The 21,107-nt window shown below is 68.8% G+C and carries 20 protein-coding genes and 3 tRNA genes; 14 read left to right on the top strand and 9 right to left on the bottom strand.

The genetic code is table 11. The features are described 5' to 3' along the window. Positions 1-76 precede the first annotated feature (76 nt). Positions 77-775, bottom strand: a complete 699-nt coding sequence (locus LRX76_RS00975; RefSeq protein WP_231800797.1) for a phosphatase PAP2 family protein — start codon at positions 773-775, stop codon at positions 77-79. Beyond that, on the bottom strand, positions 753-2,021 hold the full coding sequence (gene ispG, locus LRX76_RS00980) for a flavodoxin-dependent (E)-4-hydroxy-3-methylbut-2-enyl-diphosphate synthase (RefSeq protein WP_231800801.1): 1,269 nt from the start codon (positions 2,019-2,021) through the stop codon (positions 753-755). Before ispG ends, LRX76_RS00975 begins: the two co-directional genes overlap by 23 nt. A 134-nt stretch (positions 2,022-2,155) precedes the next feature. Here ispG and LRX76_RS00985 point away from each other — a divergent pair, with 134 nt between their 5' ends. Next, on the top strand, positions 2,156-3,385 hold the full coding sequence (locus LRX76_RS00985) for an ATP-binding protein (RefSeq protein ID WP_231800805.1): 1,230 nt from the start codon (positions 2,156-2,158) through the stop codon (positions 3,383-3,385). Further along, positions 3,382-3,954: a response regulator transcription factor gene (locus LRX76_RS00990; protein WP_231800807.1), complete on the top strand. Its 573-nt coding sequence runs from the start codon at positions 3,382-3,384 to the stop codon at positions 3,952-3,954. Before LRX76_RS00985 ends, LRX76_RS00990 begins: the two co-directional genes overlap by 4 nt. Positions 3,955-4,101: 147 nt before the next feature. On the opposite strand, the gene pgi is transcribed toward LRX76_RS00990, so the two are convergent. From pgi to pcnB, 5 genes are all read right to left on the bottom strand, one after another. After that, positions 4,102-5,616 carry a glucose-6-phosphate isomerase gene (pgi, locus tag LRX76_RS00995; RefSeq protein WP_231800812.1) on the bottom strand — a complete coding sequence of 505 codons (1,515 nt, stop codon included), beginning with the start codon at positions 5,614-5,616 and terminating at the stop codon, positions 4,102-4,104. Then, positions 5,613-5,993 carry an aspartate 1-decarboxylase gene (gene panD, locus LRX76_RS01000; protein ID WP_231800814.1) on the bottom strand — a complete coding sequence of 127 codons (381 nt, stop codon included), beginning with the start codon at positions 5,991-5,993 and terminating at the stop codon, positions 5,613-5,615. Before panD ends, pgi begins: the two co-directional genes overlap by 4 nt. Before the next feature lie 283 nt (positions 5,994-6,276). Beyond that, complete coding sequence (panC, locus tag LRX76_RS01005; RefSeq protein ID WP_231800819.1) at positions 6,277-7,134, bottom strand: pantoate--beta-alanine ligase; 858 nt, start codon at positions 7,132-7,134, stop codon at positions 6,277-6,279. Positions 7,135-7,291: 157 nt separating this feature from the next. Then, positions 7,292-7,780: a 2-amino-4-hydroxy-6-hydroxymethyldihydropteridine diphosphokinase gene (gene folK, locus LRX76_RS01010; protein WP_231800821.1), complete on the bottom strand. Its 489-nt coding sequence runs from the start codon at positions 7,778-7,780 to the stop codon at positions 7,292-7,294. Positions 7,781-7,783: 3 nt separating this feature from the next. Beyond that, positions 7,784-9,136, bottom strand: coding sequence for a polynucleotide adenylyltransferase PcnB (pcnB, locus tag LRX76_RS01015; protein WP_231801753.1), 1,353 nt, complete (start codon positions 9,134-9,136; stop codon positions 7,784-7,786). 70 nt (positions 9,137-9,206) lie between these two features. On the opposite strand from pcnB, the gene LRX76_RS01020 reads away from it, so the two are divergent. Together LRX76_RS01020 and fdxA are read left to right on the top strand one after the other, a co-directional pair. Beyond that, positions 9,207-9,281, top strand: a tRNA-Glu gene (locus tag LRX76_RS01020). 181 nt (positions 9,282-9,462) lie between these two features. Then, positions 9,463-9,786, top strand: a complete 324-nt coding sequence (gene fdxA, locus LRX76_RS01025) for a ferredoxin FdxA (RefSeq protein WP_231800823.1) — start codon at positions 9,463-9,465, stop codon at positions 9,784-9,786. Between the two features lie 282 nt (positions 9,787-10,068). Here the strand turns inward: fdxA and LRX76_RS01030 are convergent, their stop codons facing one another. After that, positions 10,069-10,587: a hypothetical protein gene (locus LRX76_RS01030; RefSeq protein WP_231800825.1), complete on the bottom strand. Its 519-nt coding sequence runs from the start codon at positions 10,585-10,587 to the stop codon at positions 10,069-10,071. 19 nt (positions 10,588-10,606) lie between these two features. Further along, positions 10,607-11,515 carry a 4-hydroxy-tetrahydrodipicolinate synthase gene (dapA, locus tag LRX76_RS01035; protein WP_231800828.1) on the bottom strand — a complete coding sequence of 303 codons (909 nt, stop codon included), beginning with the start codon at positions 11,513-11,515 and terminating at the stop codon, positions 10,607-10,609. A 143-nt stretch (positions 11,516-11,658) separates the two neighbouring features. On the opposite strand from dapA, the gene LRX76_RS01040 reads away from it, so the two are divergent. From LRX76_RS01040 to LRX76_RS01085, 10 genes are all read left to right on the top strand, one after another. Further along, positions 11,659-12,234 (top strand): glycine cleavage system protein R, encoded by a 576-nt coding sequence (locus tag LRX76_RS01040; RefSeq protein ID WP_231800830.1) that lies wholly within the window; start codon positions 11,659-11,661, stop codon positions 12,232-12,234. A gap of 70 nt (positions 12,235-12,304) precedes the next feature. Further along, the gene (locus tag LRX76_RS01045; RefSeq protein WP_231800831.1) at positions 12,305-12,784 is read left to right on the top strand and encodes a peroxiredoxin; all 480 of its coding nucleotides are present in this window, start codon (positions 12,305-12,307) and stop codon (positions 12,782-12,784) included. Positions 12,785-12,866: 82 nt separating this feature from the next. Further along, the gene (locus LRX76_RS01050) at positions 12,867-14,270 is read left to right on the top strand and encodes a PhoH family protein (RefSeq protein WP_231800833.1); all 1,404 of its coding nucleotides are present in this window, start codon (positions 12,867-12,869) and stop codon (positions 14,268-14,270) included. Next, positions 14,267-14,755 (top strand): hypothetical protein, encoded by a 489-nt coding sequence (locus LRX76_RS01055; protein WP_231800837.1) that lies wholly within the window; start codon positions 14,267-14,269, stop codon positions 14,753-14,755. Before LRX76_RS01050 ends, LRX76_RS01055 begins: the two co-directional genes overlap by 4 nt. Before the next feature lie 51 nt (positions 14,756-14,806). Continuing rightward, positions 14,807-15,487, top strand: a complete 681-nt coding sequence (locus LRX76_RS01060) for a YoaK family protein (RefSeq protein ID WP_231800839.1) — start codon at positions 14,807-14,809, stop codon at positions 15,485-15,487. Positions 15,488-15,707: 220 nt separating this feature from the next. After that, positions 15,708-15,784: transfer RNA gene (locus LRX76_RS01065), tRNA-Arg, on the top strand. A 49-nt stretch (positions 15,785-15,833) separates the two neighbouring features. Further along, positions 15,834-15,910 (top strand) — tRNA-Arg (locus LRX76_RS01070). Between the two features lie 138 nt (positions 15,911-16,048). After that, positions 16,049-16,543, top strand: a complete 495-nt coding sequence (locus LRX76_RS01075; protein ID WP_231800841.1) for an RNA polymerase sigma factor — start codon at positions 16,049-16,051, stop codon at positions 16,541-16,543. A gap of 85 nt (positions 16,544-16,628) precedes the next feature. Continuing rightward, positions 16,629-17,624 carry a FecR domain-containing protein gene (locus tag LRX76_RS01080; protein WP_231800845.1) on the top strand — a complete coding sequence of 332 codons (996 nt, stop codon included), beginning with the start codon at positions 16,629-16,631 and terminating at the stop codon, positions 17,622-17,624. Positions 17,625-17,936: 312 nt separating this feature from the next. Beyond that, a complete protein-coding gene (locus LRX76_RS01085; RefSeq protein ID WP_231800847.1) occupies positions 17,937-21,056 on the top strand; it encodes a TonB-dependent receptor in 3,120 nt (1,039 codons plus the stop codon). Positions 21,057-21,107: the final 51 nt, after the last annotated feature.

The raw sequence follows: 21,107 nt of genomic DNA on the forward strand, positions 1-21,107 counted from the left end.
ATCGGGCCGCTGCCCGGTCCCACCCAATAACCACGAGAGACAGCCAGCAGCGTGCGGCTGCTTCCGGCGCAGCCGGTCAGCCGCGGCGGCGCCGCCACGGGTGGCGGCGGCGGAAGATCACCAGGTACACGCCGGTCACCCACGCCAGTCCCGCGCACCAGCCGCCGAGGATATCCGAGGGGTAATGCACTCCCAGGTACAGGCGCGACAGCCCGACCGCGGCCACGAAGAAGGCCGCCGCCAGCACGATGGCCCAGCGCCAGCGCGTGTGCCAGCCCAGCAGCACCACCGTCGCGGCCAGCGTCATCGACCCCATGGCATGGCCGCTGGGAAAGCTGAAGGTGTGCTCGGGAGCGATGGAATCCCACAGCGACGGGCGATCGCGCTGGAAGAACTGCTTGCTGCCCATGTTCAGCAGCGCCGAACCGACGAACGCCACCCCGGCGAACAGCGATTCGCGCCAGCGCCGCCAGAGCAGCAGGAGCAGCACGATGGCGATGTCGGCCGGGATCACGCCCTCGTAGCCGATCTTCGAGGCCACGGCGAAGAAGCCGTCCCAGCCCGGCGAGGCCAGCTGCCGCATCCGCCACAGCACCGGCTCGTCGAAGAACAGGTCCTCGAATTCGTGCACCTCGTCGCCCAGCGCCGCGAACACCGCCAGCGGCGCCAGCACGCCCACGAACAGCAATACGAAGCGCCAGGCATTGCGCCGCATCCAATGGCGCAGGCCCGCCGCTTCTACCGGAGCGCCGTCATCCTCCGGCGCTGGGGACATACTTTTCCGCGACGTAGCGGTCGATCAGCGCCACGAAGTCCTGGGCGATGTGCTCGCCGCGCAGGGTCACCGTCTTCTGCCCGTCCACGAACACCGGCGCGGACGGCGCCTCGCCGGTGCCCGGCAGCGAGATGCCGATGTTGGCATGGCGCGACTCGCCGGGGCCGTTGACCACGCAGCCCATCACCGCCAGCGTCATGTTCTCCGCGCCCGGATGGGTGACCCGCCACACCGGCATCTGCTCGCGCACGTGGTTCTGCACCACCTTGGCCAGTTCCTGGAAGAATTCGGAGGTGGTGCGGCCACAGCCCGGGCAGGCGGTGACCATCGGGGTGAAGGCGCGCTGGCCGGTGGTCTGCAGCAGTTCCTGGGCGACGACGACCTCCTGCGTGCGCGGCTGCCCCGGCTCGGGCGTCAGCGAGATGCGGATGGTGTCTCCGATGCCCTCCTGCAGCAGCACCGCCAGTGCCGCCGACGAGGCGACGATGCCCTTGCTGCCGATGCCGGCCTCGGTCAGCCCCAGGTGCAGGGCGAAGTCGCAGCGCGCCGCCATGTCGCGGTACACCGCGATCAGCTCCTGCACCCCGGATACCTTGGCCGACAGCACGATGCGGTCGCGCCCCAGGCCAAGCTCGACCGCGCGCTCGGCAGAGTCCACAGCCGAGCGGATCAACGCCTCGCGCAGTACCCGCCCCGCATCCCACGGCGTCTCGCGCCGCGAGTTCTCGTCCATCAGCTGCGCCGCCAGCGCCTGGTCCAGCGAGCCCCAGTTGGCGCCGATGCGCACCGGCTTGCCGTACTTGATGGCGAACTCGACCAGTTGTCCGAACTGCAGGTCCTTCTTCTTGCCGAAGCCGACGTTGCCCGGGTTGATGCGGTACTTGGCCAGTGCCTCGGCGCAGGCGGGCTCGGCGGCGAGCAGCTGGTGGCCGTTGTAGTGGAAATCGCCGATCAGCGGCACCTCGACGCCCATCATCGCCAGCTTGTCGACGATGCGCGGGATTGCCGCAGCCGACTCGGCGTTGTTGACGGTCAGCCGCACCATCTCCGAGCCGGCGCGCCACAGTTCGGCCACCTGCCTGGCGCTGGCGGCGACGTCGGCGGTATCGGTATTGGTCATCGACTGCACCACCACCGGGTGGCCGCCACCTACGGTGACATTGCCGATACGGACGGCCTGGGTGATGCGGCGCGGCCAGGCGGTCGCATTGCTGGGAGGAGTCGGGCGGGTAACGGCGTCGTGCATGGCCGCCATTTTAGCCTGTCGCCGGTGTTTTCCCGCGCAATCGAACACAGCCGTTCGGGCAGTGGCAGGATAGGCTGTGTTGCGACAGTCTGTCGCAGGGCATGTGCGGCCGTGAACGCATACGATGAACCTGAATGAAAGGCATAGACAGCTCCTTCCTGCGTACCCTGTGCAGCCTGCGCTGGCTGGCCACCGCCGGCCAGGGGGCGACCATCCTGGTGGCAACCTGGCCCATGGGCCTGGCATTGCCACAATTGCCGCTGTGGTCCGGTGTCGCAGCCCTGGCGCTGTTCAACCTGTACGTGCAGATCCGCACCCGGCACTGGCAAGGCGACGTCGCCCCCGCCACCGCCTTCGGCCACATCCTGGTGGACGTCACCGCGCTGACCTGGATGGTGGGCTGGAGCGGCGGCATCGCCAACCCGTTCGGGTCGCTGTTCGTCATCCTGATCGCCCTGGCCGCGCTGGCGCTGCCCGCCCGCTGGACGCTGGCGGTGACGGTGGCGTGCGTGGTCGGCTATTCGGTCAGCGCGCTGTTCGGCATTCCCCTGCCGCATGGCCCGTACGATCCGATGGGCCTGCACATGTGGGGCATGGCGGCCAACTTCCTCATCACCACGCTGGTGGTGCTGGTGTTCTCGACCCAGCTGTCCAAGGCACTGAGCGCGCGCGAACGCGAACTGTCGACGTTGCGCGACCGCTTCACCCGCAACGAGGGCATCGTCGCCCTGGCCACCCACGCCGCCTCGGTCGCGCACGAACTCAACACCCCGCTGGCGACGATGACGCTACTGGTGGACGACATCGCCGAACAGCCCGAATCGGCGCCGTTCCGCGAGGACATGGAAACCATGCACGACCTGCTCGCGCAGTGCCGGCAGAAGGTCCTGGCGCTGGCCGCCCCGGCCAACGACGGCAACGTCATGGCGGCCGTCTCGCTGGCCCACGTGCTCGAGCAGTGGCGCTTGGTGCGGCCCATGGCCGAGCTCGGCTGCAACGACGATGCGCCGCTGCAGCTGGAGGTGGAGCCGGCGGTGGGCCACCTGTTGCAGGTACTGCTGAACAATGCCGCCGACGCCGGCCAGCGGCTCGGACAGACCCGCATCGACCTCACCCTGGGCATCGAGGATGGCCAGTTGCTGGGCGAGGTGCGCGACTATGGCCCAGGCTTCGATACGGCGCAGGCATTGCTGCCCGGCACGCTGTTCGGCAGCGGCAAGCCCGATGGCATGGGCGTCGGCCTGGCCCTGTCGCATGCCACCGTCGAACGGCTCGGAGGCGAACTTTGGATGCGCCCGGCGCCCGGGAAAGGGGCGCGCGTCGGGTTTCGATTGCCGCTACAGGAATGGGAGACAAGACAATGACGAACCAGATGCGACACGGCCTGCTGGTGGACGACGATCCGCTCTACCTGCGCACGCTGCAGCGGAGCCTGGCCCGCAAGGGGCTCGATACCGCCATCGCCGCCGACGCGGTCACCGCGCTGGCGCTGGCCCGTGCGGAGCCGCCCGACTTCGCCCTGATCGACCTGAAACTCGGCAGCGGCTCCGGAATGTCGTTGATCCGGCCACTGCGCGAACTGCGCCAGGACATGCGGATCCTGCTGGTCACCGGCTATGCCAGCATCGCCACCGCGGTGGAGGCGATCAAGCTGGGGGCGGACGACTACCTGCCCAAGCCCGCGACCCTGCAGGCGATCCTGCGCGCACTGGGCGAGGACTATGGCGAAGGACCCGACGAGCAGGACGAGGAAGAATCGGTCCCCGGCGCGATGACCCCGCTCAACCGCCTGCAATGGGAGCACATCCAGCAGGCGCTGCACGAGACCGAAGGCAATATCTCGGCGGCGGCGCGGCTGCTGGGCATGCACCGGCGCTCGCTGCAGCGCAAGCTGGCCAAGCGGCCGAGTCCGGAACGCGACCCGACCCGCTGAGCCGGTCGCCCTGGAGCCAGTCCACGATCTCCCGTAGGAGCGACTTCAGTCGCGATGGGGCTTCACCGATAAAGCCCCATCGCGACTGAAGTCGCTCCTACAGTTCGCTCGCCTCTCCGCCAATGCTGAGCAACAGCGGCCGGTCGTTCAACGCCGTTGCAGTTGTTCCAGCACGGCGCGTGTCACCGGATCGGCGACCGCCGTGCCTTCTCCCTGCAATGCCGGCAACAACTGGCTGGCCAGCTGTTTGCCCAGCTCGACGCCGAACTGGTCGAAGGCATTGATGCCCCAGATCACCGACTGCACGTAGACGCTGTGCTCGTACAGCGCGATCAGCGCCCCCAGCGCCTCCGGCGTCAGCGCATCCAGCAGGATCAGCGTGCTGGGGCGGCCGCCGGGATAGCTGCGGTGCGGGTCTTCGCTGCGCTGGCCGTTGGCCAGTGCCTCGGTCTGCGCCAGCAGGTTGGCCAGCAGCGCCTGGTGGTTCTCGATGTACGGATCGTCGTTGTGGACGGTGCCGATGAAGTCGGCCGGCACTACGCTGGTGCCCTGGTGCAGCGCCTGGAAGAAGCTGTGCTGCACGTCGGTGCCCGCGCCGCCCCACCACACCGGCACCGTGTCGCTGTCCACCGGCGAGCCGTCGAGCTTGACCCGCTTGCCCAGGCTCTCCATCACCAGTTGCTGCAGGTAAGCCGGCAGCAGCGCCAGGCGCTGGTCGTAGGTCATCACCGCATGGGTGGCATGGCCGAGCAGATTGCGGTTCCACACCTCGGTGAGGCCGTGCAGCACGGCCGCGTTGCCTTCCGCCGGCGCTTCCAGGACATGCGCATCCATGTCCGCGGCGCCTGCGAGCAGCTGCTCGAAGCGGTCGGCGCCGATCGCCAGCGCGATCGGGAAGCCCACCGCCGACCACAGCGAATAGCGCCCGCCCACCCAGTCCCACATCGGCAGCACCCGTCCGGGAGCGATGTCGAAGGCCTGCGCCGCCCGCTCGGGATTGGCGCTGACCGCGTACAGGCGTTCGCTGCCGCCCAGCCAGTCGCACAGGATGCGACCGTTGAGCAGGGTTTCCTGGGTGCCGAAGGTCTTGGAGATCAGCACGCCCGCGGTCCGGGCCGGATCGAGCTGCGCCAGCGTGCGCTGCATCGCCGCGCCATCGACGTTGGAGACGAAGTGCACGCGCAGGTCCGAGCGCAACGGACGCAGCGCATCGACCACCAGCCGCGGCCCCAGGTCGGATCCGCCGATGCCCACGCTCACCACGTCGGTGATGTCGCTGTTCTCTATCGTCTCGACCAGCGCACGCATGCGCTCGCGCACCTCGCGGGCGCTGGCCGCCGCCTGCTGCGCGACCGGCGCCGCGGTCAGCTCGCCGCGCAACGCGGTGTGCAGGGCGGCGCGGTGCTCGGTGACATTGACCTGCTCGCCGCGGAACAGCCGCTGCAAGGCACCGGCCACGTCGCGCGACCGCGCCAGCTCGAGCAGCGCCTGCAGCGCCTGGCGGTCGTACTTCTGCCGGGCGAAATTGAAGTACAACGGGCCGACGCGCACCGAGTATCCGTGTTCCCTCCCCGGCTCGTCGCGCAGGAGATCGGGAATGCCGGCGCCGCGCAGGCGCTGGGCGTGGGACTGGAGGGCGTCGAATCCGTCGTTCTGGGTCATGCAGCCTGTGCCGGGATGGTGTCGTTGGTATGGGTGATGCGGTTCTGCGCGTCCACGTATACCAGCTTGGGCTTGAACGCGGTGGCCTCGGCCTCGCTCATGACCGCGAAGGCGGCGACGATGATGACGTCCCCGACCTGCACATGGCGAGCGGCGCCGCCGTTGAGCGAGATGATGCCGCTGCCGGCCTCGGCGCGGATCGCATAGGTGGTGAAGCGCGCGCCGTTGTTCACGTCCCAGATGTGCACCTGTTCGAACTCACGAATGCCCGTGGCCCGCAGCAGGTCGTCGTCGATCGCGATCGAGCCTTCGTAGTTCAGCTCGGAGTGGGTCACCACGGCGCGGTGGATCTTGGTTTTCAGCAAAGTGAGTTGCATGTGCTTGGAAGCTGCGCAAAGAAACGCCAAGTTTACCACCGGCACCGCCTCGCAACGGCCGGGCGACGGCGGTACCGGATCCGGTCGGACGCCGGCAAGCCTTGTCCTGCGGGCATTTGAGCACCGCGGGATGTCCGCTGGATGAATGCCGTCCCGGCGTGGCGGCGCTTCCCTGCAGCGAACGCCCGCCGAGGTCCGCCGCGCCAGGCCGGCCGGTCGAAGCATCGCCGGCCAGCTGCGCTGCCGCGGCCCAGCACGGGCCGCGGCGGCCACCGGGCGGCGGCTACCGCGCAGGCACCTGGAACTCGATGTTGTCGATCAGCCGCGTCCGTCCCAGCCGTGCGGCCAGCAGCGCGACCCGCGGGCCGTCGTCGTCGCGCGTCGGCTCGGCCAGGTCGGGCAGGCGCACTTCGCAGTAGTCGACCTCGAACCCTGCCGCCTGCAGCCGCGCCAGCGCCGCGGCCTGCACCGCCGCGCGCGGCTTGCCGGCCACGCATTCATCGCGCACCTGCAGCAGGGTCCGCCGCAGTTCGACCGCAAGCGCGCGCTCGGGCGCGGACAGGTACTGGTTGCGCGAGCTGCGGGCCAGGCCGTCGTCCTCGCGCACGATCGGGGCGCCGAGGATCTCGATCGGGAACGCCAGGTCGGCCACCATCTGCCGGATCACCGCCAGCTGCTGGTAGTCCTTGCGGCCGAAGGCGGCCACGTCCGGCTGCACCTGGTTGAACAGACGCGCGACCACCGTGCAGACACCGTCGAAGTGGCCCGGCCGGCAGGCGCCTTCGAGCACGTCGCTGATCCCCGGCGCACGCATCCGGGTGGCGTGGTCGGTGCCCAGCGGATACATCTGCTCCACCGCAGGCATCCACAGGACATCGCAGCCGGCCGCCTCCAGCCCGAGCCGGTCCGCGTCCGGCGTACGCGGGTACTGGGCGAAGTCCTCGTTCGGACCGAACTGGGTCGGATTGACGAAGACGCTGGCGACCACGCGGTCGGCATTGGCACGGGCCAGCTCGATCAGCGAGAAGTGGCCGGCATGCAGGTTGCCCATGGTGGGCACCAGCGCCACGCGCAATCCGGCGCGCTTCCAGCCGCCGACGATTTCGCGCAGGCGGGACAGTTGGTTGACGGTTTCGATCATGATGCTCAGGCGTGTTCCTGGTGGGAAAAGGGGGGCGACGCGCGTGGCGTCGGGCAGGCATGGATGACGCTGCCTGCCGCACAGTCCTTTGGAAGGGGAATCTCCGGCGTAGCCGGGCGGTAGGCGTGACGCACACCGGCCGGCTGCGAGCCGGCGATTATCCCCCTATCGCCACGATTTCGCCGGCATCGAGCGTGGCCAGCAGGGTACGCACCGCGCCGTGCCCGGGAATCTCCAGGGCGGGTGCCAGGTCCGCCAGCGGCACCAGCGCGAAGGCGCGTTCGTGCAGATGCGGATGCGGCACCTGCAGGCCCGGCGCGTCGATGACCTGCCGGCCGTACAGCAGCAGGTCCAGGTCCAGGGTGCGCGGTCCCCAGCGCTGCCCGGGCTCGCGCTGGCGCCCGAAGCGGCGCTCGATCTCCAGCAGGTGCTGCAGCAGCGCTTGCGCCGGCAGCGAGGTGCGCAGCCGGGCGACGGCATTGATGAAGTCGGGCTGCCGCTCGCGCCCCCAGGCCGGGGTGCGGTACAGCGGCGACGCGGCCGCCAGTTGCGTCTGCGGCAGCGCCGGCAATGCCGCCAGCGCCGCGCGCACGGTGCCGATGGCGTCGCCCAGGTTCGCGCCCAGCCCCACGTAGGCGTCGATCATCGGCTACTCGCCGGGCTTGGATACGCCACTGCGTCGACGCCGCTGGCGACGCCGCCGCAACGGCGCACCGTCGGCGCCGTCCTCCCCAGCGGCGAAGTCCTGCGCAGCCGGCACCGGCTCGTAGCCCGGCTGGTGCTGCTGCTCGCGCCAGAACGCGACATCCTCGTCATGCTCGCTGGAGGCGGACTGGCGCAGCAGCAGGAAATCGAAAGCCGCACGGAAGCGCGGATGCGACAGCGTGCGCACCACCCGCTTGCGCTGGCGCGAGGTGAAGCGCGACTGCAGCAGCCAGATCTCCTGCATCGGCAGCGAGAACCGGCGCGGCAGCGCCACCGTGGACAGCTGGTGCAGCGTCACCCGGTCGGCCGCGCGGCGCTGGGCCTCGTCGCCCTGCATGCCCTGCGCCTGCAGGCGCATCAACTCGCGACAGAACGCCGGCCACAGCAGCAGCGCGAACAGGAACGCCGGCGACACCGGCTCCTCGGCGGCCACGCGCGCATCGGTGTTGCCCAGGCCCTGCAGCACGATGCGGCGCAGCGCCCCGCTGCGGTTGGCGCGCAGCGCGGCGGCGCTTTCGGGGAACAGCGCCGCCAGCAGGCCATGCCGCTCCAGCCCTTCGAAACTGGCCACGCCGTGGCCGGACAGGAACAGCTTGAGCACCTCCTCGAACAGGCGCGCCGGCGCCGCCTCGGCCAGCAGCCCGGCCAGCTTCGGCAGCGGCTTGGCGCTGGCCGGGTCGATGTCGAAACCGAGCTTGGCCGCCAGCCGCACCGCGCGCAGCATGCGCACCGGGTCCTCGTGGTAGCGCTGCTCGGGATCGCCGATCAGCTTCATCACCCTGCCCTGCACATCGTCGAAGCCGCCGACGTAGTCGCGCACCGAGAAGTCCTCGATCGCGTAGTACAGCGCGTTGCAGGTGAAGTCGCGGCGGACCGCATCGTCCTCGATGGTGCCGTAGACGTTGTCGCGCACCAGCCGGCCGTTGTCCAGCTCGCGATCGCCGCTGCCGTCGTCGCTGTTGGCACGGAACGTGGCCACCTCGATGATCTCGCGGCCGAACACCACGTGCGCCAGGCGGAAGCGGCGGCCGATCAGGCGGCAGTTGCGGAACAACTGCTTGACCTCCTCCGGGGTGGCGTTGGTGGCGACGTCGAAGTCCTTGGGGCGTCCGCCCACCAGCAGGTCGCGGACCGCGCCGCCGACCAGGTAGGCCTCGAAGCCGGCATCGCGCAGGCGGTAGAGCACGCGCAGTGCGTTGGGGCTGATGTCCTTGCGGGAAATGGTGTGCTGATCGCGCGGAATCACCCGCAGCGTGAACGGCGATGGAACTGGCGTTTCGATGATGGCGCTTCCGATTGTGTTTCTGGGATTGCCGAACGGCTCTTAGCTCCATATACTAGCGCGCTCCGCATCACTCGCGCCAAACGCTCCCTTCGTCTAGTGGTTAGGACGTGGCCCTCTCAAGGCTAAAACAGGGGTTCGAGTCCCCTAGGGAGCGCCAATCGCAGCGATGCATGCAAAGCCCCGCAATAGCGGGGTTTTTCGTTTCCGATCCCACTGCCCGCGCAAGGGCGGCCGCCGGCCGCCGGACACGTTGCCGCCGGGTACCGATGGATGCTGGCCGGCGCCACCTGCGCGTGTCGACTGCTCTAGAATCTGTCGGCTGAACACTGGACGCCGTCATGCCCTTCGTCGTCACCGAAAACTGCATCAAGTGCAAATACACCGACTGCGTGGAAGTCTGCCCGGTCGACTGCTTCCATGAAGGCCCGAACTTCCTGGTCATCGATCCGGACGAATGCATCGACTGCACCCTGTGCGAGCCCGAGTGCCCGGCCAATGCCATCTATCCGGAAGACGACGTGCCGGCCGGACAGGAGGGCTTCGTGGCGCTGAATGCCGAGCTGGCCGCGGTGTGGCCGGTGCTGACCATGCGCAAGGAACCGCTGCCCGATGCCGCCGAGTGGGACGGCAAGGGCGGCAAGCTGCCGCTGCTCGAGCGCTGATCCGGCGACGGGAGGCGCTGCACGGCGGAAGCCGAAGACAAAAAAGGGCGCCTCTGCGGCGCCCTTTTCGCGTCCATGGGGCGAGCGGGTGTCCCCCTGCCCGACGGCGACCGCATCCGGGATGGTCGGCAACCCGGCGACGCATTCGCTTGTCCGCGCTACGCGCCCGCCGGCCGACGCCACGATCACGGCCCCCTCCGCGCCGCCCCGCGCGAACAGGCCAAACGGAAAGGGCGCCATCAGGCGCCCCTTCCGCATTGCCGGATCGACGAGCGTGCGGCCTCAGCCGCCCAGCTTCGCCTTCAGCTCGGTGATCAGCTTGACCGGAGCGGCGTCGGTGGCCGGAAGCCCGCGCGGGTCCACCGCCGACACGTAGGAGCCGGCCTCCACCGAGACCACGCGCACCAGGAAGTTGGCGCCTTCGTAGCCGACGTCGAACGATCCCAGCAGCTGCGCGCGGCTGGCGATGGTGACGCCCGGGATCGAGGCCAGCGCATCGCCGACCTTGGCGAACACCTCGTCGCGCGAGCCGGCGGCGGTGAAGCCGTTGCCGGTGGCGGCCGGTGCCCGCGCAGCGGCGGCAGGCTGGCCCGACGATGCCAGTGCGGGCACCTGCATGGCGCCTGCGGTGTTGGGCAGGTTCAGATCCGGCGGAACCTCCAGCGGGCGCATTTCCGCCGGCAGCGCGTAGTCGCCGCGCGCGCCCTTGTGGAACCAGCTGCAGCCGCCGGTGGCGGCGATCGTGACGGTCGCCAGCAGCGCAACCGACACGGCGCGAGCGATGGGAGCGGAATGACGCATCTATGAATCTCCTGGGGTTTCAGGCCGCGAGCATTTCGCGGCTGGATTGTTCTTCCAGCGCGGTCGCGCTGGCGGCAAGGCGATCGGCGATCGCGTGATGGGCCGCCGAGAGCGGCAACAACGGCAGGCGCAGGCCCTGGCCGATACCGGCGCGCTGCAGCAGCGCCTTGATCGGGATCGGGTTGGGCTCGATGCCGCAAAAATCGTAGAACGGCCGCAACCGGCCGTCCAATGCCCGGGCTGCCGCGTCCGAGCCCTGCCGGGCCAGGTCGCACAGACGCAGGAAGGTCGCCGGCAATGCGTTGGAGCCGACCGAGATCAAGCCATCGGCCCCCGCCAACAGCGCCGGCACTGCGTTACCGTCGTCGCCGCTGAAGACGGCGAAGTCGTTGCCGCGCAGCGCCAGCAGCGCCGACATGCGCGCCGGGTCGTTGCTGGCTTCCTTGATGCCGACGATGTTGGCATGCCGGCACAGCCCGGCCACGGTCTCGGGCCGCATGTCGCAGCCGGTGCGGGCGGGGACGTTGTACAGGATGACCGGCAGCCCGCCGTGTTCGGCGACCTCGACGAAGTGCGCATGCAGTCCCTGCTGGGTGGGGCGCACGTAGGGCGGCGTCACCACCAGCGCATAGCGCGCGCCGGCCGCGGCGGCGCGGCGCGTCTGCGCCACGGTCCTGGCGGTGGACGACATTCCGGTGCCCGCGATCAGCGCGATGCGATCGCCGACGACGGCGGCCGCGTTGCGCAGCAGCAGATCGAACTCTTCGTCCGCCAGCGCGGCGGCCTCGCCGGTGGAACCGGCAACCACCACGCCCTGTACGCCGGCGTCCAGCTGCCTGCGCAGCAGGCGCTCCCAGCCGTCCAGGTCCAGGGTGCCATCGGCCCGGAAAGGCGTGGCGAGCGCGGTGATGATGCCGGAAAGGGCCAAGTGACGGGTGCTCCGAGGCGTTGATGGCCAACCGCATGCAGGCGGCCGGACGACCACAGCATGTTACTTGCGGCGCGAAAGCACGGGCAAGTATGCTGCACGCAGCGACGGGTATCCGCCCGGCCGCCATTCAGCCTGATGCAATGCCGGAACCCCCTTTGACCGACTCCACACCCCGGCCTTCGCCGACCGAAAACCACCTCCTGATCAACGCCTACACGACGCATCCGGAGTCTCCCCTGTTGCCCGTCACCCGCCGCATCGCCGACAGCGGCTGCAACCTGGTCGATGCGCGCCTGTCCACCGTGGGCCGCGACGTTTCCGTGACCGCGCTGGCCACCGGCTCGTGGGACTCGGTCGCCAAGCTCGAGGCCATGCTCACCCGGCTCGAGCGCGAGGAAGGCTTCAAGCTGATCTGGTACCGCACCGAGGCCAAGCAGGCGCAGTCGAACCTGCTGCCCTACATCGTCGAGGTGATCGCCGCCGACAAGCCCGGGATCCTGTTCCAGCTGGCCGATTTCTTCGATCGCCAGGGCATCACCATCGAGAACCTGCAGAGCACCCGCTACCGGGCCATGCAGACCGGTGCGGAGATGTTCTCGGCGCAGGTGACCATCGGCGTGCCGGCGAACATGCACATCGCCGCATTGCGCGACGACTTCCTCGAGTTCTGCGACCACCTCAACCTGGACGCGATCATGGATCCGATGAAGTTCTGACGCCCGCAAGGCAGCCGGCCGCTCCGGCCACGGCCGGAGCATGTGAAACACGTTGGAGGGATTGGCAAGCATGAGCCCTGGCGACAAGCTCCCGAAACAGACTCTCTCGCTGCCCCTGCAGCTGTCCGGCGGCGGCAGCGCGACGCTTGCCGACTACGCCGGGCGCTGGCTGGTGCTGTACTTCTATCCCAAGGACAGCACGCCCGGCTGCACCACCGAAGGCCTGGAGTTCAATGCGCTGCTGCCGCGCTTCGGGCAGCTCGACGCCGCCGTGCTCGGCGTCTCCCGCGACTCGGTCCGCTCGCACGACAACTTCTGCGCCAGGCAGGGTTTCGCCTTCCCGCTGGTCAGCGATAGCGACGAGGCGCTGTGCCGCGCCTTCGACGTGATCCGCGAGAAGAACATGTACGGCCGCAAGGTGCTGGGCATCGAGCGCAGCACCTTCCTGGTCGCGCCGGACGGCACCGTGGCCGAGGCCTGGCGCAAGGTCAAGGTGAACGGCCACGCCCAGTCCGTCCTCGAAGCGCTGCAGGCCGCGCGCAAGCAGTGACCCGCTCCCTTTCCCGCACCCGCCATCACCCTGCCCCGCAGGCCGTGATGGCGCGGCCCTGTCCCTTCACCAGGAAGCCATGATGACCCGAGGCAAGCGCATCTACGTGCTGGATACCAATGTGCTGATGCACGATCCCACCGCGCTGTTCAAGTTCGAGGAACACGACGTGTACCTGCCGATGCAGGTCATCGAGGAGCTGGACAACGGCAAGAAGGGCACCTCCGAGTCCAGCCGCAACGCGCGCCAGGTCAGCCGTTTCATGAACGAGCTGATCGAGGCGCAGGGCGCCGACAAGATCGCCTCCGGGCTGCTGCTCAGCCGCCCCAGCGGGCTGCAGCTGCGCGGCGCGCAGAGCATCGGCCACCTGCGCTTCCAGACCACCGTGCCGCAGGAGGACAAGACCTCCTTCGGCGCGGTGGCGCCGGACAACCGCATCCTCGGCGCGATCCTGGCGCTGCGCCGCGACGAGCCGGAGATCCCGGTGGTGTTCGTCTCCAAGGACATCAACCTGCGGATCAAGGCGGCGATCGCCGGCATTCCCAGCGAGGACTACGAGAACGACCGCGCGCTGGACGACTTCAGCCTGCTCTACACCGGCGCGACCGAGCTGCCGGAGAACTTCTGGCAGAAGCACGACAAGGACCTGCGCAGCTGGAGCGACCGCGGCCGCACCAGCTACGAGATCCAGCTCGCCGAGGACGAGGACTGGCACCCGAACCAGTACCTGTACCTGCCCGGCGCCGACGAGATCGAACTGCGCGTGGTCAAGGTCGAACCCGACGGCCGCGCCACGCTGACGCTGGTGGAGGACTTCCGCAGCGGCCAGCACGCGGTGTGGGGCATCGCCGCGCGCAACCGCGAGCAGAACTTCGCGCTCAACGCGCTGATGGACCCGGAGATCGACTTCGTCACCCTGCTCGGCACCGCCGGCACCGGCAAGACCCTGCTGGCGCTGGCCGCGGGCCTGGCGCAGACGATGGACCAGCAGCGCTACCGCGAGATCATCATGACCCGCGCCACGGTCAGCGTCGGCGAGGACATCGGCTTCCTGCCCGGCACCGAGGAGGAGAAGATGACGCCGTGGATGGGCGCGCTGACCGACAACCTGGAAGTGCTCACCCACAACCAGGAAGGCGGCGCCTGGGGCCGCGCGGCGACCAACGACCTGCTGGCCAGCCGCATCAAGATCCGCTCGCTGAACTTCATGCGCGGGCGCACCTTCCTGTCGCGCTACCTGATCCTGGACGAGGCGCAGAACCTCACCCCCAAGCAGATGAAGACGCTGATCACCCGCGCCGGCCCCGGCACCAAGATCGTCTGCCTGGGCAACGTCGAGCAGATCGACACGCCGTACCTGACCGAGACCACCTCGGGCCTGACCTACGCGGTGGACCGCTTCAAGAACTGGCCGCACAGCGCCCACATCACCCTGCGCCGCGGCGAGCGCTCGCGCCTGGCCGACTATGCCTCGGAGGTGCTGTGAACGCACCGCGCCTGCTGTTGCCGGCCCTGCTGGCGGTTGCCACGGCGGCCTGCAGCGGCCTGTCGACGAAGCCGGACAGCGTGCCGACCCGGATCAAGGCCGGCCAGTCGTGGGTGATCACCCGCCAGGCGGTCGCCGAACAGGTACTCGATACCTGTTCGCGCGACAGCCCCGCGCACCATCCCGGGCGCGTCGCCGGTTACTGGGCGCCCAGCCGGCAGCAGGTCGAGCAGCTGGAGGCGCGGCAGCAGCGGCTTGCCCCGCGCATCGCCGAGCCGGAGAGCTACGACCGCCAGTACGTGGGCATCGTCGCCGGCGGCCGGCAGCTGGTGTATCTCAACGCGTTCCGCCTGCCCGACCATGCCGACATCGATCCAGCGCGCGAGGCGCTGCGCGGCTGCGACGGCGCTGCCGGCTTCTGGGGCGCGCTCTACGACCCGGAAACGGGCGAGTTCTCCGAGATCGAGGTCGACGGTGTGCGATAACCGCGCCGGCGACCGATAATCGTGGATCAGGGGTAGGCAGAGAGCCCGGACATGGGAACCAATCTTCCACGATGGGTGTGGGTGGGCGCGATCTCGCTATCGTGCGTCGCCGGCATGGTGAACGTGGTCGGCTACCTGGGATTCGAGCACCAGGCGGTCAGCCACCTCACCGGCACCACCAGCCTGCTCGGCGTTGCCCTGGTGCAGCGCGACGGGCCGTCCATCGCGCACCTGTGGGGCGTACTGATCGCCTTCAGCCTGGGCGCCATGCTCAGCGGCATGATCATCCAGGACAGCACGCTCAAGCTGGGACGCCGCTACGGCGTGGTGCTGTCGCTGGAGTCGATGCTGCTGTTCGCCGCCATCCCGCTGTTCAAGCAGCAGCAGATCTGGGGAGCGCTGGCCGCGGCGATGGCATGCGGGCTGCAGAATGCCCTGGCCACCACCTTCAGCGGTGCGGTGGTGCGCACCACCCACCTCAGCGGCATGTTCACCGACCTCGGCATCGGCCTGGGCCACCTGCTGCGCGGCATGCCGCTGCCGGTACGCCGGCTCACGCTCAGCGGGTTGATCATCACCGGCTTCCTGCTGGGAGGCGTGCTCGGCGCCTGGCTCTACGAGCACTTCCACTACGACGCCCTGCTGGCCCCGGCGCTGCTGACCGGATGCGTCGGCCTGGGCTACGCAGGCTTCCGCCAGTGGAGCCTGATGTATCGGCGCGACGCCGGCTGACCGCGGCGATCACTGCGGCACAGCGGCGCCTGCAGGAGAACCTGTAGGAGCGACTTCAGTCGCGATGAAGCTTTACCGGTAAAGCTTCATCGCGACTGAAGTCGCTCCTACGTCGCTCCAACGTAGCTCCTACGGTTGCTCCCGCGCGCGGCCCGAGCCGACACCTCGCAAAAGGATTGACGCATCCGGTTGGGATCCGCATAATTCCGCTCCTCACAGCGCGCCCGTAGCTCAGTTGGATAGAGTACCTGGCTACGAACCAGGCGGTCGGGAGTTCGAATCTCTCCGGGCGCACCATGTGAAGCAATGGAGACGGCGGTTGGCGTCTTGTTCAAGAACTGAAAATGCGCCCGTAGCTCAGTTGGATAGAGTACCTGGCTACGAACCAGGCGGTCGGGAGTTCGAATCTCTCCGGGCGCACCAGTTTCAGAAAGACGCCGAGCCTGTCTCGGCGTTTTTTATGCGCGCGGTCCGGTGGCCGATTCGCCCGATCCGCTAGAATGCGACCCGCCGGACTGCCGCCATCTCGCCCATCCCAGGGTCCGGCTCTAGGACGTGGTCATGTCCCCCAATGCTGTCGCCCTGGTCGAGTTGCTGATCCGCGAACGCAATGCCCTGTTCCGGTTCCTGGGGCGCTATCTGGACCCCGCCAGTTCCGAGGACACGCTCCAGAACATGTACCTGAAGGCCAGCGCCGTGCCCGGCGATCCGCCGATCGAGGACACGCGTGGCTACCTGTACCGCATGGCCTACCACCATGCGCTCAACCGCAGCCAGGCCGAGGGCCGCGAGCGCAGGCTGCTGGCAGACGCCGCCGTACTGGACGAGTTGCCCGGCCTCGACGGCGAGCAGGTCGGCATCGCCCAGGCGCAGCTGCGCGAGATCGCCCAGACCATCCTCGGGCTTCCCGAGCCGGTCCGCCGCGCCTTCGTCCTCAACCGCTACCTGGGACTGTCCGAGCGCGAGATCGCGGCGAGGATGGGCATCTCCAAGTCGCTGGTCGCCCGGCATGTCCTGCGCGCCGCCCGGATCATCCAGCACAGGCATTGCCCCTGAGCACTAACGGGTGTGGGCAAAGTCCCTTCCGCAACTGTCTTATGACAATAGAGCCACCATTCGGCAGCGCGCCGGGTCCCCACCCATGAATCGACCGTCGTTCCCCTCGCCTCGTCATGCCAGGCAGGCCCTGAAGTGGGTACTCCGCCAGGGCTCGGGCGAATTCAGCGCCCACGACCAGCGCCGGCTGGCGGCCTGGCTGGAGGCCGATCCGCGCCACCGTGCCGCCTATGCGCAGCAGCAGGCATTCTGGCGCACGGTGGACCAGGCCGGCCCCGAGGTGCTGGCGGCGCTGCCGGAACTCGGCGCCGCCGGCCCGGCGGCTACGGGCTCCATGACCACGCGCCCGGCTCGCCGGCGACGCTGGCCGCTACCGGCACTGGCGATGGCCGCCGCGCTGGTGCTGCTGGTGACCCTGGCCCCGCACGGCTGGCTGGCGATCCGCAGCGACCTGCGCGCCGGCGCGCAGCCGCAGGCCTTTACTCTGGAGGATGGCAGCGAAGTGTTCCTGGATGCGGACAGTGCGGTCGCCCTGCACTTCTCCCAGGACGACCGCGGCATCGCCCTGCTGCGTGGCCGGGCCTGGTTCAAGGTCGCCCACGAGTCCCGCCCCTTCCACGTCTCCGCATTGGGCGGGAACGTGCGCGACATCGGCACCGCCTTCGCGGTGGCACTGGACGGCGACGCCGTGACCACCGCCGTCGGCGAAGGCCGCGTGGAAGTCGCCGCGGTGGCCGGCGGCGAGCGCGTGCAACTGGTCCAGGGCCAGCAGATCCGCTACCGCGAAGGCAGTGCGCTGCTGCCGCCGCCCCGGCCGGTGGCCGTCGCCGAGATCGCGCCATGGCGCCAGGGCGAGATACTGCTCGACGCCGTGCCGGCCAGGCAGGCCATCGCCGAGATCGCCCGCTACCGCCGCGCCCCGGTCTGGTTCGTCGCCGGATCCTCCGCCACCGAGGCGATCACCGCCACCTTCCACGCCGATACGCCGGACGAAGCCATCCACGCGGTGGCCGACCAGGCCGGCCTGAAGGTGCACAGGCTGCCAGGCGGCGCGCTGATGCTGACGCCGCGGCGGGGATGATGGCCGGCGCCGGCGCGGACCGCAGCTGGAAGCTGCCACATCGGTCGCATCGCGATCATTCCCGTATCGGTGCAGGCTGCGCCTGGGGGATACACGGCGGCCCGGTCGCTGCGCCGGAATGAACGAGGATTAAACAAATGCGGGCATCGAGCCCGTATTCATGGCTCCGCCTGACATCCGGTGTGGGCAAGAACGATTTGCGTTTGTCTTTAGAAGAGTAGCCAGAGCGAAACCCGTTTCCTCAAGCCATCCACAGCGGCCGCCCCGATACCCGATGGCGGCACCACCCGATGGTCCGAGGAATCCGTATCCATGCAATCCGCTCCACCGCGCTGGCGCACCGTCGCCCCTGCCCTGCTCGCCCTCAGCATCGCCGCCGCGCTTGCGCCGCTGGCCCTCGTTTCGCCGGCCCATGCGCAGGAAACGGCGCAGGACGACGTTCGCCGTTACGACATCCCGGCGCAGCCGCTGGCCTCGGCGGCACGCGAGTACGGCCGCATCTCGGGCCTGCAGGTGGTGTTCCGCACCCGCGTCGCCGACGACCTGCGCGCCAGCGCGGTGGAGGGCGCGTTCGGCGCGGACGAGGCGTTGCGGCGCCTGCTGGCAGGCACCGGCCTGGTGGCTCGGCAAGTGGGTGGCGGCACGGTGGCATTGGAGGCCGGCGCGGACGCGACGGCGCCAGGCCAGCAACGGAGCTCGGTGACCACCGATGCCTTGAGCGTCGGCGGCGGCCGCGTCGACGATGCCGGCGGCGCCGAACGCGACCAGCGCGGCTACGACGACGTCTACGACCTGGACATCTCCAGCACCTACATCGGCCGGGCCGAGATCGAGCGCTACAAGGGCAAGACCCCGTCCGACCTGATCAGCGGCGTACCCGGCGTGTTCAGCGGCGACGCCCGCAACAGCGGCGCGCTGGACCTCAACATCCGTGGCATCCAGGGGCCTGGGCGCGTCCCGGTGACCATCGACGGCACCGAGCAGGCGCTGACGGTCTGGCGCGGCTACAACGGCGCCAGCAATCGCAACTACATCGATCCGTTCCTGATCGGCGGCGTGCAGATACTCAAGGGACCATCGCTGACCCGCAACGTCACCACCGGCATCGGCGGCGCGATGGTGGTCAATACGCTGGACGTGGACGACATCCTCGACGAGGGCCAGACCTTCGGTGGCGAACTCAAGGTCGAGGGCAGCAGCAATGCGGTCTCCCCACGCCTGCCGACGCTGCATACCGGCGAGGACTACCGCACGGTCGAAGGCTTCCCGCAGGCCACCCCGAACATCCCATACACCGATCGCACCCTGCTGGTGGATCCCAAGCACGGAGGCGGCGGCTACGACGTGTTCGCCGGCGAGGACTATGCCTATCGGCTGGCGCTGGGCTGGCGGCCCAGCGAGAACCTCGACCTGCTCGCCGCCTACGCCTACCGCGATCGCGGCAACTACTACGCCGGCAAGCACGGCAGCGGCTACTACTCCAAGGCGAGAAGCAACTCCGCCGACGACTACATCCTGTCGATGGCCAACTACTGGCTGCCCGGCGACGAGGTGGCCAACACCTCCAGCCAGATGGAATCCTGGCTGTTCAAGGCCACCTGGCGGCCGACCGACGACCAGGCGCTGCAGCTGGGCTATCGCGACAGTCTCTCGCACTACGGCGAGGTGATGCCCTCGCGCATCATCGAGTCCGAGGACCGTGCGGCCATCCAATGGCCGTTGAGCCGGGTCGATGCCAAGGCCTGGAACCTCGAGTACAGGTGGCAGCCCGCGGACAGCCGCTGGATCGACCTGTACGCCAACCTGTGGCGCACCGACACGACCAGCGACACCTACACTGCCGGCGGCTTCCCGAACTACGCGCCGGGCGTGGCCGATCCGATCCTCAGGAACACCGCGCTGGCCAACGCGACCAACGCGCGCAATGGCATCACCCTGAGCAACACGATCCACCTCGCCGACACCCTCGACCTGACCCTCGGCGGGAGCTTCCAGCACGAGAAGCTGCGCTCGGACGACGGCTACTTCGGCGTCAGCGACGGCTGGCGCATGTACCCGCGTGCCGGCCGGCGCGAGGAATGGCAGGCCAACTTCGACTTCGAGTGGCGTCCGGTCGACTTCCTGACCGTGAGCGCGGGCGCGCGCTATTCCTCGTACTGGGCCTTCGACGATTTCCTCGATGCCCACGCGGGCGAGATCCGGCAGTCGGTCGTCACCGGCTACGACGTCCGCTATCGCACCAACGAAACCTACACGCAGCAGGAGCGCGAAGCCCTCGTCGCCGGCCAGCTCGCCGGCTACCAGGAACTGCTGGAGCTGGAGATCATCACCCAGGAGGAGTACGACCAGTTCGCCGCTGCCGCGCTCGAGAACGTCCCCACCACCTACCAGGCGCAACACCAGGAATCCTGGCAACCGGATGCCGGCGGCAACTACACCAAGGCCGGCAACGTCTGCCTCAACGGCAGCCTGGACGGCCTGGCCTCCGCCGCCGGCGAAACCTGCCTCGCCAGCCCCGTCACGCAGACCGTGGACGCTACCGCGCGCAAGCGCAAGGACCATGGCTGGGTGCCGTTCCTCTCGGCCACGGTCAACTTCGGCGACTACAGCCGCGCCTACTTCCGCTACGGCGAGACGCTTCGCTATCCGAGCATGTTCGAGAGCACCATCGCTTTCTCGGCGGCCGTCAATCCGTGGGGCGTCGAGCCCGAACACGCCTACAACTGGGAGCTGGCGTACGTGCACGACCTGGGACACCTCGTCGGCGGCGACGTGATCGCCGACGTCAAGCTGGCCTACTACGTCAACAAGACGCGCAACGTGATCGAACGCGACCCCAGCTTCAAGTTCGACAACATCGACAAGCAGACCCTGCGCGGCATCGAGTTCCAGGGCCGCTACGACAGCGGACGGTTCTTCACCGACCTGGGCATCAACTACAACCTGGAGAACGAGGTCTGCGACGAAAGCACCGCGGCCCTGTTGTCCAGCACCAACGGCTACGTCATCGGCAGCGGCCAGATCGTGCCGAACTGCGTCGACTACGGATTCGTCGGCGGCTACCTGCTGACCCAGAGCGCGCCGGAGCTGTCGGCAACCTGGTCGCTGGGCGGGCGCTTCATCGACCGGCGCCTGGAGCTGGGCAGCCGCATCACCTACTACAAGCAATACGAGAACCCGGACCTGGAGTGGTACCGGGAAAACTCGATCCAGAACAGTGGCGGCCAGCTGGTCTACACCTTCAACGTGCCGTTCTCCTGGGGCAGGACGGTACTGCTGGATGCCTACGCCAGCTATCGGCTGCGCGAGAACCTGAGCATCGAGCTGGCCGGTACCAACCTCACCGACCGCTACTACGTCGATCCGGCCACGCGTTCGACGATGGCCGCGCCTGGACGCACGCTGAAACTCAGTTTGACCGGGAAGTTCTGATTCCCGCTCGCGGATCAAGGAAAGTGAATCCTGCGGACACGGACGTCCTTG

This window comes from Stenotrophomonas sp. MMGLT7 (genome assembly GCF_021168555.1).
Taxonomy (GTDB): Bacteria; Pseudomonadota; Gammaproteobacteria; order Xanthomonadales; family Xanthomonadaceae; genus MMGLT7.